Here is a 15,420-nt window from a genome sequence, read left to right as displayed (position 1 = left end):
GCCCGTCTGTCCGGCGAATGGGAACGTAGGCCGTTCACGTCCGCGCGCCCGCCGCCGCGAGCGGTGCGCCGTGTCTCAGCCCGGTGCGCCGCGACGGTACGCCGTCTCTCCGCCCGGCCCGATCCTGCGCCCGGATGTCACGGTCTGGTACGGGAACGCTCCGAGAGCCCCCTGCTCCTACGACACGTTCATCACTACGGATTAGGCTGCCCCCTATGCCAAAGAAGCGCTCGGGCGGCGGTCTCACCACGACTCAGCAGGCCGCCAAGTTCGTCGGTGTCGCCGCGCTCTCCGGAGCTGTCCTGGCAGGTATCGCGCTGCCCGCAGCCGGAGCGCTGGGGCTCGCCGCCAAGGGGACGGTCGAAGGGTTCGACGAGATCCCCTCCAACCTCAAGACGCCACCGCTCAGTCAGCGGACGACCATCCAGGACCGCGACGGCGGCACCATCGCCACGGTGTACTCCCGCGACCGCACGGTCGTCCCGCTCAAGGACATCTCGCCGTACATGCAGGACGCGATCATCGCGATCGAGGACTCCCGCTTCTACGAGCACGGCGCGGTCGACCTCAAGGGCATCCTGCGCGCGATGAACCGCAACGTGCAGGCGGGCGGGACCGCGCAGGGCGCGTCGACCCTCACCCAGCAGTACGTGAAGAACGTCTTCGTCGAGGAGGCGGGCGACGACCCGGAGAAGGTCGCCCAGGCCACGCAACAGACGCTCGGCCGCAAGGTCCGCGAGCTGAAGTACGCGATCCAGGTCGAGGAAGAGCTCGGCAAGAAGAAGATCCTGGAGAACTACCTCAACATCACGTTCTTCGGGCAGCAGGCGTACGGCATCGAGGCCGCGTCCCAGCGCTACTTCTCCAAGCACGCCAAGGACCTCAAGCTGGAGGAGGCCGCGCTGCTCGCCGGCATCGTCCAGTCCCCGAGCCGGTACGACCCGGTCAACGACACGGAGGAAGCGACCAAGCGCCGCAACACCGTGCTGACGCGGATGGCCGCGGTCAAGGCCATCACGCCGGCCGAGGCCGACAGGGCCATGGAGACGCCGATCAAACTGAAGGTGTCCCGGCCGAAGAACGGCTGCATCACCGCCGTCAGCGGCTCCGGCTTCTTCTGCGACTACGTACGCAAGACGATCCTCACCGACCCGGCCTTCGGCAAGACCGACGAGGAGCGGGCCAAGCTCTGGAACCTCGGCGGTCTGACCATCCGGACCACGCTCGACCCGCGCGCCCAGAAGGCCGCCAACGAGGCCGCCACCGCGAAGGTCAACAAGGACGACAAGTTCGCGGCCTCCGTGGTACAGGTCCAGCCGGGCAGCGGCAAGATCCTCTCGATGGGTCAGTCCCGCCCGTACGGCCTCGATCAGAAGCAGAACGAGACGGTCCTGAACCTCGCCGTCAGCAACAAGATGGGCGGCAGCACCTACGGCTTCCAGGTCGGCTCCACGTTCAAGCCGTTCACCGCGGCGGCGGCGCTGGAGAAGGGCATCAGTCCGGCCACGACGTTCACGACGGACTGGAAGCTGACGGTGAAGGAGCAGGACTTCCGGAACTGCTCCGGCTCCCCGGCCGGCTACGCCGACTGGAATCTCGTGAACGAGCTGAAGTCCGAAAAGGGCACCTGGGACATGACGAGCGCGCTCGGCAAGTCCATCAACACCTACTTCGCGCTGCTGGAGCAGAAGGCCGGCCTCTGCGAGACCGTCGAAATGGCGAAGAAGGTCGGCTACGAGCGCGGTGACGGCAAGAAGATCGAGGAGTACCCCTCGATCACGCTCGGCGGCGAGGTGAGCACCCCGCTCTCCATGGCCGGCGCCTACGCCGCGTTCGCCAACCGCGGCACGTACTGCACGCCGATCGCCATCGAGTCCATCAAGGACCCGCAGGGCAAGTCGCTCGACGTGCCGAAGACGTCCTGCTCGCGCGCGATGAGCGAGCGGACCGCGGACACGATCAACCAGATGCTCAAGGGCGTCGTGGAGGACGGCACCGGTACGCAGGCCGGGCTCAGCGACCGGGACAACGCGGGCAAGACCGGTACGACCAATGACCGCAAGGACGCCTGGTTCGTCGGGTACACGCCGAACCTCTCCACCGCGGTGTGGGTCGGTGACGACGTCGGCGAGAAGAGCTCGATGTTCAACGTCACCATCGGCGGCCAGTACTACGACAAGGTCTGCGGTGGCTGTCTGCCCGGCCCGATCTGGCGCATCGCGATGACCGGGGCGCTGAACGCGTCCGAGACTCCCGGCTTCAACCCCGTCTCCGTGCCCCGCGGCAAGGAGAAGGAGGACAAGGAGAAGGGCGACCGCGACCGGGACCGGGGCCGGGGCCGCGACCGTGACCGCGGCGACGAGGACGAGAAGCCCGGCGACGACGGCAACCGGTTCCCCGGTATCGAGCTCCCGGAGGGCGTGATCGGCGGACCGGGCGGCGGCCGGGGCGGCGGTAGCGAAGGCCCCTGAGCGTAGGGCTTTTCACGGAACAGGGGTGGGCGCCCGGTCGAGGACCGGGCGCCCACCCCTTTTCGTGCCCTGCTGCTCCGCTCGGCGACGCCTCAGCCGGCGAGGAGCTTCTTCACCGCGGCGGCGACCCGGCCGCCCTCGGCAAGCCCGGCGACCTTCGGATTGACGATCTTCATGACGGCGCCCATCGCGCGCGGCCCCTCGGCGCCGGCGGCCCTGGCCTCCTCGACGGCGGACGCCACGATCACGTTCAGCTCGTCGTCGGTGAGCTGCTTGGGCAGGTACCCCTCCAGCAGCTCGCCCTCCGCCTTCTCCCGCTCGGCCTGCTCGGTCCGGCCGCCCTGGGCGAAGGCCTCGGCCGCCTCACGGCGCTTCTTCGCCTCCTTGGCGATCACCTTCTGCACCTCGTCGTCGGAGAGCTCGCGCGCCGACGTGCCGCTGACCTCTTCCTTCGTGATCGCGGTGAGGGTGAGCCGAAGGGTGGACGAGGTCAGCTCGTCACGCGCCTTCATGGCCGTGTGGAGGTCTTCCTTGAGCTTGGACTTGAGCGTGGTCATGCCGTGATTGTGACAGGTGCGGGGCCGGGACCGCCCACGGGTTTTCCTCTCGGCTTTTCTCCGGGCGTTCCGCTTCTGCGACGATGGACGCATGCGCGCACGCTACGGAGTACCCCTGAAAGTCACGGCAGTCGGCGCGGCGGTCGGCGCCGCCGGACTGGCCTACGCCGCCGGGTTCGAGGCCCGCTCGTTCCGTCTGCGGCGGGTCACCGTTCCCGTACTCCCGCACGGGGCACGGCCCTTGCGGGTGCTTCAGGTCTCCGACATCCACATGGTGTGCGGTCAGCGCAAGAAGCGCGCCTGGCTCCAGTCGCTGGCGGGCCTGCGCCCCGACTTCGTGGTGAACACCGGCGACAACCTCTCCGACCCGGACGCGGTGCCCGAGGTGCTGGACGCACTGGGCCCGCTGATGGAGTTCCCGGGCGTGTACGTCTTCGGCTCCAACGACTACTACGGCCCCAAGCTTCGCAACCCGGCCCGCTACCTCCTGGAGAAGGTCCAGGGCAAGCACGGCCTCAACGGCAACGCCCCCGCGGTCGGCGTCGTCCACAATCCGTGGGAGCCCATGCGTGACGCCTTCGACGAGGCGGGCTGGCTGGACCTGTCGAACAGCCGGGGCCGGCTGAAGCTGGAGGGCATGGAGCTGGCGTTCACGGGCCTGGACGACCCGCACATCAAGCGGGACCGCTACGCCGAGGTCCAGGGCGGCCCGGAGACCGGCGCCGACCTCTCGATCGGCGTCGTCCACGCCCCGTACCTGCGCTCCCTGGACGCCTTCACGGCCGATGGCTACCCCCTGATCCTCGCGGGCCACACGCACGGCGGCCAGCTGTGCATCCCGTTCTACGGGGCGCTGGTCACCAACTGCGACCTGGACACGGACCGGGTCAAGGGCCTCTCCACCCACACGGTCGGCGACCAGCGCGCCTACCTCCACGTCTCCGCGGGCTGCGGCACCAACCGCTACACCCCGGTCCGCTTCGCCTGCCCGCCGGAGGCGACATTGCTGACGCTGGCGCCGAAGGCCTGAGGGCGGCGGGGGCGCGGGTCCGCGGGTCCGTGGGGGCGGCGGTCCGCAGGACGGCGGGGGCCGGGGGCGGGTCCAAGGGACGGCGGGGGGCGGGTCCGCAGGACGGCGGCCGACGAATCGCGGGGGTCTTCCCACCCCCTTACGGTACGAATCATGACCGCGCCCCGGACCGCCCTGCTCCCCCGCCCCCGGGCGGCAGAGGTGCTCGCGGCCCCCACCGCGCCCCGCCGCCCCTGGGCCACGGCCCTGCGCACACTGGCGTGCGGGGCGGCGGCCGCGGGCCCGGCCGTCACCCTGGCGACCGGCTCCACCCCACCGCCCCTGATTCACTTCACGGTCCTGGCGAACGGGCTGGTCGCGGTGGCCTTCGGCTGGTCGGCGGTACGTTCCTGGCGAGGCGCTCCGCCGCTCCCGCCGCAGGTGACCGGCGGAGTGCTGCTTCTCGCGGCGATCACGGGCCTGATGCACCACCTGGTGCTGGTGAACTACGCGGAGGCCCAAGCCCCCGCAACCGGCCTGCCGCTCGCGGCAACCATCCTGCTCCACACGGTGACCCCGCTGACGCTTGCCGCGGACTGGCTCCTGCTGACAGCACCCCGGACCCTGCGCCTGGCCCACATCCCGCTCTGGCTGACCGCCCCCGCGGCCTACCTGGCCCTGACCCTGACCCGCGGCGCCCTGCTCACCCCCGGCTCCCCGGCCCGCTACCCGTACCCGTTCCTGGACATCGACACGTACGGCTACGCAAGCACCCTCACCCAGGCCCTCGCCCTCGGCCTCCTCTTCACCGCCCTGGCCACGCTGATCACCGCCGCGGACCACCTCCGGCCGAACGTGGCGGGGTGGATCCAGCACCGAAGAAACCGGATTTCGCCTCCGGCCGCGGGTGGGCTAAAGTAATCGATGTCGCCGGGAAACCGGTGGGCATCGGGGTGTAGCGCAGCTTGGCAGCGCGCTTCGTTCGGGACGAAGAGGTCGTGGGTTCAAATCCCGCCACCCCGACAGCTAAGCAGCAGGTCAGAGGGCCGGTACTGATTTCAGTACCGGCCCTCTGGCTTTGCGTGTGTCTCTATCTGCGTGAGTATCGCTCCGGAGGTACAGAAGTGCCGAAGATGCCGTCCATGGCCGTCGCGCCGGTCTGGATCACCGGGCGGATCTGGGTACAGCAGCGCGGTACCGCAACCACAGCAACCGCCCCCGCCCGCCACCGTCTCTCCGGGCCCTCGTAACGGCCGGTATGGCCGTCGTGACCGATCCGGCTAGATCCGGCTAGAGCTACGGATCAGGTGGTACCCCCGAGGGGAGGTGTTGCGCGGTCGGCTCTGGCAGGTCATCCGCTGGTCATCGACGAGGCCCGACCGTCGGTTAGGTCCCGGGCAATTCTCCGGGCCGCCCCCAGACAGGCCGGGGATGCAACCATTCTCTTCAGAGCTGGAACCCCCGGAAGCCGACCGCGCGTTTGAGACCATAGACGCCAGCACTGACAAACCGACTCACCGACGATCAACCGTCGTGACCACGCCGACGGACAACGGCGGGCGAGCGCGAACGTCAGTGGACCTACTCACGTGAGTAGGTTGGACGCCTGATGCGATTGGTGCACGGCCAAGGGGGGTTCGTGGTCATGGCAGAGCTTGTGGTTCCGCCTCGTGTGGGGGTTGCTGAGCGTCTCGCCTTCGAGGCGGGGTTCACGAAGAGCTGCCTGCCCGAGGTGGGCAGGTTGCTCAGGCTGACCGCCGCCTCGAAACCCCGTGGAGTCATTGCGGAGAGCGGTACCGGTTCCGGCGTCGGTACCGCCTGGTTGCACAGTGGGCTTGGTGCCGGTGCCCGGCTGGTGACCGTGGAGCGGGATGAGGTGCTGGCTCGTCGCGCCGCTGAGGTGTTCGCGGACGACGACCGGGTCAGCGTTCTCGCCGGGGACTGGCTGCTGCTCGAACGGCATGCGCCCTTCGATGTCTTCTTCTGCGATGGCGGGGGCAAGCGGGACGACCCCGAAAGAGTCGTCGAGCTGCTTGCCCCCGGCGGGATTCTCGTCCTGGACGACTTCACCCCGTCGCCCCACTGGCCGCCTCGTTTCGAGGGCGAGGTGGATGAGCTCCGGCTCTTCTACCTCACCCATCCCGCCCTGGACGCCAGCGAATTGCTGACGACCTCCACCACTTCCGTGGTTGTCGCGGCGCGCCGCCTCTAGCAGCCGCCTCCACCGCAGCAGGAGGTGGTGCTCGCCGGACGGGCGGGGGTCCGGGCGGGGGTGTCCGTGGCCGTCGTCGGCCTGCTGGCCCGGACCGTGGCGGAGTGCACGCCGTCGGCTACCGCGTGGGGCGGGGTGAGGTCGATGTCCGTGAAGCCGGCTGCCTCCCGGCCCCTCTTCCCCCGCTGGTGGCGGACTTGATGCCCGGACCGGCACTGGCGTTCGTCTCTGCCTTAATTCTCCCGCCGAACCCGCCAGAGATGCGCACCGGTCCGGTCATCGGCAACGCTCGCAGTCAGTGCGCCTGGGTCCGTCTAGACCGCGCGGGCGAACACCACGACGGCGCTGAGGTAGCAGCAGATGCCGAGCACCGTCACCAGCCAGCTCAGCACCGTGTGCCGGGCCGTTCCGCCGGTGGCCATGCCGAGGTGAGCGGCCGCAGCGCCGCTCACGCGAGGTGGTTCATCGCGCCGCGCACCCTGCTCCAGTGCGCGGCGCACGCGGCGCACGTCGGTCCGCACTCTCAGTCCCAGCAACACGCCGTCGCTGTCGCGTATCAGAACGACCCGATCCGAGACTCCGCCGGGGGAGAAGCTCGTCAGCAGCCGGACGCGCCGGATCTGAGACAGGTCGACGGTACGAAGGCCCGTGACGGTCCGTGCCGTCAGCAGACTGCCGCTGGTTTGTCCCCGGTCCAGGCCCGTGGGCATCTCGGTGATCAGAACGAACCCGGCGAGGGCGGCCGGTCCGGTGACGACGAGCGGCACACCGGGATGGAGTCCGGCCGCCGCGGACAGCGCGAGCCCGACGAAGGGCAGGGACAGGAGGCCGACGGTCCAGACGGTTCCGAGGCGGGTGCGTCGACGGCCGAGGGCCGCGTCCACCGCCGGATGTCGCTGCTGCTGTGGCATACGGGGGCAACCCCTATCGACGCGCGCGGCAGGTCGTCGGCCTCCGCCGACCTGGGCCACGCTGACCGGAGCCGGGGATTTCCGCACGGTGAACGTCCATCCGCTCCCGCCCCCGGGCTGTTCCACCGGCAAGTTCCTCTTGCCGCGTGCAACCTTTGCACAGAGGCTCGCACCGACGGAGAGGAGCGGGGCGTCCGGCAGGCCCGCTTCCGGCCTCGCGGGTACGCCTCAGCGGCAGGGCTTGCTCAGGTAGAGCGCGTACTCGCCGGCCGACGCGGTGAACGCGTAGAGCGAGGTGTCCAGCCCGCAGAGCGAGAAGCCCATCCGGCGGTACGCATGGATGGCGGGGGCGTTGATGTTCGTGACCTCCAGCCAGATGTGGCCCGCGCCGCGTTCCCGGGCGAACTCCTCCGCCCGGGACATCAGCGCCCTGCCCACCCCTCGGCCCCGGTGGCCGGGGGCGACCTCGATGTTCTCGATGGTGAGGCGGCGGTTCCAGCGTGCGTACGCGACCGAGACGAAGCCCGCCAGGGAGCCGGCGGGGGCCAGCGCCAGGAAGGTGGGGCGCCCATCCTCCACCCGGCCCTCCTGAGCTTCCGTGTCCTCGTCCTCCGGGAACACCTTGGTCAACGGCGGGTCCACCGGGGTCTCCCGCAGCGTGAAGCCGTTCTCGGCCATCTCCACCCGGAAGATGGTGGCTGTCGTGAAAGAGCTGTCCAGCGCTTCGACGAGCCCGGCGTCCTCCGGGGTCGCGGTGCGGATCTCGTACGTCGTGTCATCGGCCGGGGACATGGGACGAGATTACGACGGGGTGAGTCGGCGTCAGCGGGCCGTCTCCCCAGGGGCCGGGCGCCACGTCGCCCGGACGGCCTGTCTCGGTACGTGAACACCGTAGGGCCGGGCGGCCGTTGGTGCGCATGGAGTGCTCCGGGGCGCGTCCTGAGTCTGCGGCCGGCCCGAGGCCGAGTCCTCTCGGAGTGCCTGGCGGCCGTACACGGTCAGGTCCATCAGCGCGTAGTCGTAGTCCGTCACCGTCACCGTCACCGTCACCCCGCGCGGCGTCCCCATCCGTCTGCGTCTCGAACGCGAACTCTCCGTTCGTTCAGCCTGGTTGGCACACCGGACGCGTGACCGGGGCCGGCCGGCCGACCCCAATGCGCCTCCGCGCCGGCCAGGGCCGCGCTCATCACGTCCGCTCCACCGCCCGGGCCGCATCGGAGTCGCCCGGCTTCGCCCGTATGCCGGGAGCGAGCGGTGCGCGGGAGACTGAATCTCCAGGGAAGTCCGGGCAAGGATGCTGAGCCATCCGGACGAAACCGCCCAGCCCTGAGGCGCACAGAGTTTCCTCTAACTTGCCTGCTCCGTCACCGAGTTGAGGTGTATCTACGCGCGGAGCACGAATCACCGAACGATCATTCGGGCATATCAGACGACTTCTCGCACGGGCATTACCGGCGGGTACCGAGAGCTGCTAGAAACTGCCCATCCCCACATCCCCCCACGCTTCGAAGGGCTGGCAGCCATGTCAGTACGGAGAATTTGGGCATCTCTCTCCACTCTCGCGCTCGCCGCCGCGGCGGCCATCGGTGTCGCCGGGCCGGCTTCCGCGGCCGACTCGGCCGCCGCCGGCGGCTATGTCGCGCTCGGCGACTCCTACTCCTCCGGCGTCGGCGCCGGAAGTTATATCTCCGACAGCGGCGACTGCCGACGCAGCACCGCCGCCTACCCCTATCTGTGGCAGGCGGCGAACTCACCCGCCTCGTTCGACTTCGTCGCCTGCTCGGGGGCGACGACCTCGTCCGTGGCGAGCAGCCAGCTCGGCGTGCTCAGCGCGTCCACCTCGCTGGTCAGCGTCACCGCCGGAGGCAATGACGTCGGGTTCGCCGACGTCATGCAGGACTGCGTCCTCGGCAGCGAGGCCACCTGCCTCAGCAGCGTGGACGCGGCCGTCGGGCAGATGAACAACACCTTGCCCGGCAGCCTGGATTCGCTCTACGACAACATCCGGGCCCGCGCCCCGCAGGCCCAGGTCGTGGTCCTCGGCTACCCCCGCTTCTACCAGCTGTCCGGCAGCTGCTTCGCCGGGCTCAGCGAGGCCGAACGGGCCGCGATCAACAACGCGTCGGACGTGCTGAACGACGTCATCGCCAAGCGGTCCGCCGACGCCGGGTTCACCTTCTCCAGCGTGGTGGACGAGTTCACCGGGCACGAGCTCTGCTCGGGCGACGCCTGGCTCCACAGCGTCACCGTCCCGATCCACAACTCCTACCACCCCAAGGCCGCGGGACAGTCGGGCGGCTATCTGCCCGCCTTCCGCTCGGCGGTGTAGGGCGGGTCGGAGCAGCACCAGGGCGGCGGTTCACCGGGCGACCGGTGAACCGCCGTTCTCGTCGCTCTCGGCGTACCCGGCGTACTCCGCGCTCTCGGCGTACTCGTCGCTCTCAGGGGTACCGCGCGTACTCGTCGCTCTCGGCGTACCCGGCGTACTCCGCGCTCTCGGCGTACTCGTCGTACCCGGCGCTCCCGCCGTTCTCAGTAGCGCTCGACCAGGTGCTCCCGGCCGGCCGGAGGCTCGTACGACTCGGGCCAGAAGTCCGTCACCCCGGTGATCAGACCCGCCTCGTCGAACGTGAAGAAGTGGATGGCGTCCAACTCCTGGGCCGCCTCCCCCTCCTGCTCCCCCGTCACCGTGAACCCGGTCCGCGCCGCTGCCTGCCGGCCCTCCGCGTCGGCGACGATCCGCTCGACCCGGACGTGCCAGTCGCCCGGATACTCCTCGTTGAACCGGAGATACCGCTCCTTGCCACGGATCCGCTCACGCGTCTGCGGCAGTTCGTACACCACGTCCTCGGCGAGGGTCGCCCCGAACGCGTCCCAGTCGCGCGCCTCGGCCGCCGCCCAGTACGTCTCCACCGCTCCGCGCAGCGCAGCCGTCGTCGTTCCCGGGGCGCTGCTTCCGCTCTTGTCGGTCATGGAGAAAAGTGTGGACCCCACCACTGACAATCGACCGGAGAGGCCCTGCGGGGGCGGCGCCGACCTGCGGTTATCCCTGACGCTCCGCCGGGCGCGACGCCTTGACCGAGTACATGAGCGGGATCCTCGGGCGGCCCGCCGGGAAGCGGTAGTGGCCGTCCGCGTGGCGTTCCAGCGTGTCGAACCGCTGGACGAGCGAGACATCGTGCTCGTGGAGGAACTCGATCCGCAGCCCCGCCGCGGCGAGTGCCGTCACCACCCGGCCCACCGGGTGCTGCCACTCGACGCTGCGGTTGTGCACGGTCGGCGCGTCCAGGTCGGCGTACGTGCCCGGCGTCTCGTCGACCCAGGCGTCCCGGCTGAAGTAGTCGTCGGTGACCACCGAACCGGTCGCGTCCATCGAGTCGGTCAGCGGGTGGAACTCCGCCAGGTAGAGGAACCCGCCGGGCGCGACCAGCGACGCCGCGGTCTCGGCCCAGCGGTCGATGTCGGGCAGCCAGCCGAGCGCGCCGATGCCCGTGTAGACGATGTCGTACGCGGAATCGGGGACGGCGGCCGGGGCGTCGTACACGTCGGCCACGACGAACGCCGCCCGGTCCGGGCCCAGCCCCAGCGAACCGGCCAGGCCCCGGGCGGTCTCGACGGCGGGCTCGGAGAAGTCCAGGCCCACGACCTGGGCCGCGCCGTGCCGCGCCCAGGACAGGGTGTCCAGGCCGAAATGGCACTGGAGGTGCAGCAGGGTCTTGCCGGCGACGTCCCCGACCTCGGCCAGCTCGAAGGCGCGCAGCACGTCCTTGCCCGCCAGGAACGCGTCCAGCTCGTAGAACTCGCTCGCCACGTGGATCGGCACGCGTTCGTCCCAGCGCGCGCGGTTGGTCGCATGCCAGTCGTCGGGGGTCGGGGAGTACATGCCCGGGACGCTACCCACGGGCCGGGCGGGGGCGCGAGTGGTTATTCGCGGCTGCCCGGCACACTCGGGAGCCCCATGGGGCATCGGGTTGGATGGGAGCATGACGACGACTGATGCAACAGCCGCGCCCGACTGGGAGAAGCGGTTCCGTGCGCCCCGTGTCTCGCTGCCCGACTGGGCCGAGGACGCCCCCGACCGCTCGCTGTTCGTTTCCAACGCCACGGGGACCTACGAGCTGTACGCGTGGGACCGGGCGAGCGGGCGGCAGCGCCAGGTGACCGACCGGCCCAACGGGACCACCGACGGGGTGCTGACGCCGGACGGCGAGGCCATCTGGTGGTTCAGCGACACCGACGGCGACGAGTTCGGGGTGTGGATGCGCCAGCCGTTCGGCGGCGGGGAGGACGAGCCGGCCGCCCCGGGCCTCGCGCCCTCCTACCCAGCGGGCCTGGCCATCGGGCGGGACGGTTCCGCGGTGATCGGGCGGTCGACCGACGAGGACGGGACGACGGTCCACCTGGTGCGGGCGCCGGGCGCCGAACCCGTGGAGATCTACCGGCACCGGGAGTCCGCGGGTGTCGGGGACCTCTCCTACGACGGGACGCTGATCGCCCTGGAGCACACCGAGCACGGCGACGCGATGCACTCCGCGCTGCGCGTGGTGCGCCCGGACGGCTCGACCGTGGCCGAGCTGGACGACACCGAGGGCGGCACGAAGGAGCTGGGGCTCAGCGTGCTGGGCTTCGCGCCGGTCGCCGGGGACACCCGGCTCCTCGTCGGACACCAGCGGCGGGGCCGCTGGGAGCCGATGATCTGGGACCCGGTCGCGGGCACGGAGACCCCGCTGCCGATCGACCTGCCGGGTGATGTGGGGGCCGAGTGGTATCCGGACGGCTCCGCGCTGCTCATCGAGCACGAGTTCGAGGCCCGCAGCGAGCTGTGGCGGTACGAGCCGGGGGCGGCGGCGCCCGTGCGCGTGGAGACCCCCGCCGGTACGGTCTCCGGCGCCACGGCCCGCCCGGACGGGACGGTGGAGTACCTGTGGTCCTCGGCCGAGCAGCCGCCCGCGGTGCGGTCGACGAGCGGTGCCGTGGTCCTGGACCCGCCGGGGGCGAAGGCCCCGCCGTCGGTGCCCGTCGAAGACGCGTGGGTGGAGGGGCCGGGGGGCCGGATCCACGCCCTCGTGCAGAAGCCCGCGACCGGCGAGGGCCCCTTCCCCACGGTCTTCGAGATCCACGGCGGGCCCACCTGGCACGACAGCGACGCCTTCGCCTCCGGCCCCGCCGCCTGGGTCGACCACGGCTTCGCCGTCGTACGCGTCAACTACCGCGGCTCCACCGGATACGGCCGCGCCTGGACGGACGCGCTGAAGCACCGGGTCGGCCTGATCGAGCTGGAGGACATCGCCGCCGTACGGGAGTGGTCGGTGGAGTCGGGGCTCGCGGACCCGGAGCGCCTGGTGCTGGCCGGCGGCTCCTGGGGCGGCTATCTGACCCTGCTCGGCCTCGGCACCCAGCCCGACGCCTGGGCGCTGGGCCTGGCCGCCGTCCCCGTCGCGGACTACGTCACGGCGTACCACGACGAGATGGAGGCCCTGAAGGCGATGGACCGCACGCTGCTGGGCGGCACGCCGGAGGAGGTGCCCGAGCGCTTCGAGGCCTCGTCCCCGCTGACGTACGTCGACGCGGTGCGCGCTCCCGTCTACATCTCGGCGGGCGTCAACGATCCGCGCTGCCCCATCCGTCAGGTGGAGAACTACGTGGACCGGCTGGCGGCGCGCGGCGCGGTCCACGAGGTCTACCGCTACGACGCCGGGCACGGCTCGCTCGTGGTGGAGGAGCGGATCAAACAGGTGCGGCTGGAGCTGGAGTTCGCCCTGAAACACCTGGGGGGCGGCCCGGTCCTCGGTCCCGCCGCGTGAACCCCGCCCTCGCGCCCGCCGGTGGGCGCAAGGGCCGGACGGCGGGCGTAAGAGCCGGATAAATCACGGACCCCGCCCCGGGTACCCGGGGCGGGGAACCGTACCTTTGAGGGGTGTACCGGTTCCTGCTGACCCCACGGTGGTGGGGGATCAACCTCTTCGTCGTGCTGGCCATCCCGTTCTGCGTGTTCATGGGCACCTGGCAGCTCGGCCGCTTCGAGGACCGCGTCCAGTCGCACGAACAGGCGGAGAAGGCCCCCGATCCGAGCACCCGGGCCGCGAAACCCCTGGACGAGCTGCTGCCCGTCGACAAGGTGACGTCCGGCCGCCCGGCCACCGCCACCGGAACGTACGCCGAACAGTTCCTGGTGCCCGGCCGTGAGCTGGACGACCGGCGGGGCTTCTACGTCCTGAACATGCTGCGTACGGAGAGCGGCAAGGCCCTGCCGGTGGTACGGGGCTGGCTGCCCGGGTCCGCGACCGACGCCCGGGTCCCCGCAGCGCCGAAGGGCGAGGTCACGGTGGTGGGCGACCTCCAGGCCTCCGAGAACACCCGCAGCGCCGGCGTGAACGCCCGGGGCGGGCTCCCCTCCGGCCAGGTCGGCATGATCAGCGCGGCGACCCTGGTGAACCTCGTCCCCTACGACGTGTACGACGCCTGGGTGACGCTGCCCGAGGCCGAGGCGGGCGGCGCGGGCGGCGCGATGAAGCCCGTGCCGGCCGCAGCCCCGGAGGGCAGCGGCCTCGATCTGAAGGCCTTCCAGAACCTCGGCTACACGGGCGAGTGGTTCGTCTTCGCCGCCTTCGTGCTCTTCATGTGGTTCCGGCTGGTGCGGCGCGAGGCCGAGGCCGCGCAGGACGTCGCCCTCGGTCTCGTACCGGAGGAACCAGGCCCGGGTCCGCAGGACGCCCCGGAAGGCCAGGAGGACCCCGCGAAAGGTCCGGAGGACGCCGCGAAGGGCGACCCCGAGGACCCGTCCGCGCCGGACTACGACGTGGCGAGCACGCCCGTCCGGTAGATCGTGCCCGAGCAGGCGTTGGGAATCTCCGTCTGCGCGGTGGGCGCTCCCGACTCCGGGGTGTGCGTCACGGCGACGCTGCCCTCGGCAACGGTGCCGCCGCCGTCCTCGTACAGCGACTGCGGGTCCACGCCGGCCTGGTTCTCGGGGGCCTCGCCCTCCGTACCGCCGGCGCCGTCCGCCGACGGGCTCGGGGTCGGTGAGGGTCCCACGGTCGGACAGGTGTCGGTCGGCACCCAGGCGAACCGCACCTCGTACGCCATGGCCGGCTTCAGCAGCACCGTGCCCGGCTCCTGGGACGGGTCGGGCAGACCGGGGGCCGCGTCGCCCGCCGCGTGCTGGACCACGACGATCTTCTGCGAGTCGGCGGCGCCGAGGGCGGTGTAGCCCACCGTGCCGTTACTGCTCACCGTGCAGTCCGTGCCGGACACGTTGGCGATCCTGAAGCTGCCGTAGACCGTGCCGTCGGCCCCCGGCGCGTCGGTGCTCGCGGACGCGACGCCGAGCTGGCCGGGGTCGCAGGCGGGCCGGGACGCCAGGTCGGCGCTCGGGGAGCCGGTCTCCTCGCCCGTCGCCTCCGCGTCGGGGTCGCTCCCCTCGCCCCGGGAGGGGCTGGGGTCCGGGGCGGCCTCGCCCTGGCCGCCCTCGCTCCGGCGCTCGGTGGGCCGCACGCTCTGCCGGCCCGGCTCCTCGGGACCGGGCTCCTCCCCGTTGCCGCCCTGGGCCTGCTCGCCGTGTCCGGCGATGGCGGGGCGGTGGGTGGCGGAGCCGTCCGAGGTCGCGACGTGGACGAAGGCGGGGACCGCGGTGCCGATCAGCAGGGCCGCCGCGGCCGCCCCGACGACGGCCTGCCGCCGCCGGGCCCGGCGGGCGGGAACGGCGCGGTGGAGATGGTCGAGGGTCCCCTCGGACGGGGTGATGTCGCGGACCGCACCGTGCAGCATGCGGCGCAGGGCCACTTCGTCCAGCTCGCCGGACGGGCCGACGGCGGACCGGTCGGAGGCAGACCGGTCAGCGGCAGACCGGCCGGTGGCAGACCGGTCAGTGGCAGACCGGTCGGTGGCAGCGCGTCTGTCGTCGGCGAAGAGGTCGGTCAGCGTGGCGAGGAAGTCGTCGTCGGCGGCCTCCGTACGCGCACCCGCGCCGCTCTCCGTACCCGTGTCCGCGTTACCGCCCGCCGGGGCCGACGCGTCCGCCGGGTCCGACGCGGTCGACGTGGCCGCCGTCGGCCCCGGGTCCCGTTCGTCGGGGTCCTCGGCCGACTGGCTGTCCCCGCGCGCGGGCGGCGAGTCCGGTTCCGGCGTACCGCTCCCGCCGGGGCCCTTGCCCTCGCCCTGCGGTCGGTCCGGATCGGTGTGCGGGGTCTTCTCCGGCCCGTCGTTCACAATTCCGTTTCCCGTCGGGTCAGTCTCGTGCCTGTGCTCAGAGATGTCGGGA

Annotated in this window: 13 protein-coding genes and 1 tRNA gene; 8 read left to right on the top strand and 6 right to left on the bottom strand. The window is 71.4% G+C overall.

Annotated elements, in window-relative coordinates; genetic code table 11:
- Positions 1-215 precede the first annotated feature (215 nt).
- Positions 216-2,471, top strand: a complete 2,256-nt coding sequence (locus tag IE145_RS14165; RefSeq protein WP_189525405.1) for a transglycosylase domain-containing protein — start codon at positions 216-218, stop codon at positions 2,469-2,471.
- A gap of 92 nt (positions 2,472-2,563) precedes the next feature.
- Here the strand turns inward: IE145_RS14165 and IE145_RS14160 are convergent, their stop codons facing one another.
- Positions 2,564-3,028, bottom strand: coding sequence for a GatB/YqeY domain-containing protein (locus IE145_RS14160; RefSeq protein WP_189525404.1), 465 nt, complete (start codon positions 3,026-3,028; stop codon positions 2,564-2,566).
- 91 nt (positions 3,029-3,119) lie between these two features.
- On the opposite strand from IE145_RS14160, the gene IE145_RS14155 reads away from it, so the two are divergent.
- The 4 genes from IE145_RS14155 (at position 3,120) to IE145_RS14140 (ending at position 6,249) form a co-directional block, all read left to right on the top strand.
- The gene (locus IE145_RS14155; protein WP_189525403.1) at positions 3,120-4,058 is read left to right on the top strand and encodes a metallophosphoesterase; all 939 of its coding nucleotides are present in this window, start codon (positions 3,120-3,122) and stop codon (positions 4,056-4,058) included.
- Positions 4,059-4,211: 153 nt separating this feature from the next.
- Positions 4,212-4,958, top strand: a complete 747-nt coding sequence (locus IE145_RS14150) for a Pr6Pr family membrane protein (protein WP_189525402.1) — start codon at positions 4,212-4,214, stop codon at positions 4,956-4,958.
- Between the two features lie 28 nt (positions 4,959-4,986).
- Positions 4,987-5,060, top strand: a tRNA-Pro gene (locus IE145_RS14145).
- A 622-nt stretch (positions 5,061-5,682) separates the two neighbouring features.
- On the top strand, positions 5,683-6,249 hold the full coding sequence (locus tag IE145_RS14140) for an O-methyltransferase (RefSeq protein WP_229825546.1): 567 nt from the start codon (positions 5,683-5,685) through the stop codon (positions 6,247-6,249).
- Positions 6,250-6,563: 314 nt separating this feature from the next.
- Here the strand turns inward: IE145_RS14140 and IE145_RS14135 are convergent, their stop codons facing one another.
- Both IE145_RS14135 and IE145_RS14130 read right to left on the bottom strand, forming a co-directional pair.
- A complete protein-coding gene (locus IE145_RS14135) occupies positions 6,564-7,160 on the bottom strand; it encodes a hypothetical protein (protein WP_189525400.1) in 597 nt (198 codons plus the stop codon).
- 228 nt (positions 7,161-7,388) lie between these two features.
- Positions 7,389-7,952, bottom strand: a complete 564-nt coding sequence (locus IE145_RS14130) for a GNAT family N-acetyltransferase (RefSeq protein ID WP_189525399.1) — start codon at positions 7,950-7,952, stop codon at positions 7,389-7,391.
- A gap of 730 nt (positions 7,953-8,682) precedes the next feature.
- Here IE145_RS14130 and IE145_RS14125 point away from each other — a divergent pair.
- Entirely contained in the window at positions 8,683-9,489 is an 807-nt protein-coding gene (locus IE145_RS14125; RefSeq protein WP_189525398.1) for an SGNH/GDSL hydrolase family protein, read from the top strand.
- Positions 9,490-9,692: 203 nt separating this feature from the next.
- Here the strand turns inward: IE145_RS14125 and IE145_RS14120 are convergent, their stop codons facing one another.
- Together IE145_RS14120 and IE145_RS14115 are read right to left on the bottom strand one after the other, a co-directional pair.
- Positions 9,693-10,133, bottom strand: coding sequence for a nuclear transport factor 2 family protein (locus IE145_RS14120; protein WP_189525397.1), 441 nt, complete (start codon positions 10,131-10,133; stop codon positions 9,693-9,695).
- A 70-nt stretch (positions 10,134-10,203) separates the two neighbouring features.
- Positions 10,204-11,043, bottom strand: coding sequence for a class I SAM-dependent methyltransferase (locus IE145_RS14115; protein WP_189525396.1), 840 nt, complete (start codon positions 11,041-11,043; stop codon positions 10,204-10,206).
- Positions 11,044-11,143: 100 nt separating this feature from the next.
- Here IE145_RS14115 and IE145_RS14110 point away from each other — a divergent pair, with 100 nt between their 5' ends.
- Together IE145_RS14110 and IE145_RS14105 are read left to right on the top strand one after the other, a co-directional pair.
- On the top strand, positions 11,144-12,964 hold the full coding sequence (locus tag IE145_RS14110; RefSeq protein WP_189525395.1) for a S9 family peptidase: 1,821 nt from the start codon (positions 11,144-11,146) through the stop codon (positions 12,962-12,964).
- 113 nt (positions 12,965-13,077) lie between these two features.
- Positions 13,078-13,983: an SURF1 family protein gene (locus IE145_RS14105; RefSeq protein WP_189525394.1), complete on the top strand. Its 906-nt coding sequence runs from the start codon at positions 13,078-13,080 to the stop codon at positions 13,981-13,983.
- Here the strand turns inward: IE145_RS14105 and IE145_RS14100 are convergent.
- On the bottom strand, positions 13,953-15,368 hold the full coding sequence (locus IE145_RS14100) for a hypothetical protein (RefSeq protein ID WP_189525393.1): 1,416 nt from the start codon (positions 15,366-15,368) through the stop codon (positions 13,953-13,955). The genes IE145_RS14105 and IE145_RS14100 overlap by 31 nt on opposite strands.
- Positions 15,369-15,420: the final 52 nt, after the last annotated feature.

The sequence above is a fragment of the Streptomyces sindenensis genome (genome assembly GCF_014649035.1).
Lineage (GTDB): Bacteria > Actinomycetota > Actinomycetes > Streptomycetales > Streptomycetaceae > Streptomyces > Streptomyces sindenensis.
The sequence above is the reverse complement of the archived record's forward strand: the minus strand, read 5'-3'. Positions and strand labels throughout refer to the sequence as shown.

Bases quoted from the DNA above. Each gene is read 5' to 3' on its own strand.
- IE145_RS14165 (WP_189525405.1), top strand. From the start codon at position 216: ATGCCAAAGAAGCGCTCGGGCGGCGGTCTCACCACGACTCAGCAGGCC.
- IE145_RS14160 (WP_189525404.1), bottom strand. From the start codon at position 3,028: ATGACCACGCTCAAGTCCAAGCTCAAGGAAGACCTCCACACGGCCATG.
- IE145_RS14155 (WP_189525403.1), top strand. From the start codon at position 3,120: ATGCGCGCACGCTACGGAGTACCCCTGAAAGTCACGGCAGTCGGCGCG.
- IE145_RS14150 (WP_189525402.1), top strand. From the start codon at position 4,212: ATGACCGCGCCCCGGACCGCCCTGCTCCCCCGCCCCCGGGCGGCAGAG.
- IE145_RS14140 (WP_229825546.1), top strand. From the start codon at position 5,683: ATGGCAGAGCTTGTGGTTCCGCCTCGTGTGGGGGTTGCTGAGCGTCTC.
- IE145_RS14135 (WP_189525400.1), bottom strand. From the start codon at position 7,160: ATGCCACAGCAGCAGCGACATCCGGCGGTGGACGCGGCCCTCGGCCGT.
- IE145_RS14130 (WP_189525399.1), bottom strand. From the start codon at position 7,952: ATGTCCCCGGCCGATGACACGACGTACGAGATCCGCACCGCGACCCCG.
- IE145_RS14125 (WP_189525398.1), top strand. From the start codon at position 8,683: ATGTCAGTACGGAGAATTTGGGCATCTCTCTCCACTCTCGCGCTCGCC.
- IE145_RS14120 (WP_189525397.1), bottom strand. From the start codon at position 10,133: ATGACCGACAAGAGCGGAAGCAGCGCCCCGGGAACGACGACGGCTGCG.
- IE145_RS14115 (WP_189525396.1), bottom strand. From the start codon at position 11,043: ATGTACTCCCCGACCCCCGACGACTGGCATGCGACCAACCGCGCGCGC.
- IE145_RS14110 (WP_189525395.1), top strand. From the start codon at position 11,144: ATGACGACGACTGATGCAACAGCCGCGCCCGACTGGGAGAAGCGGTTC.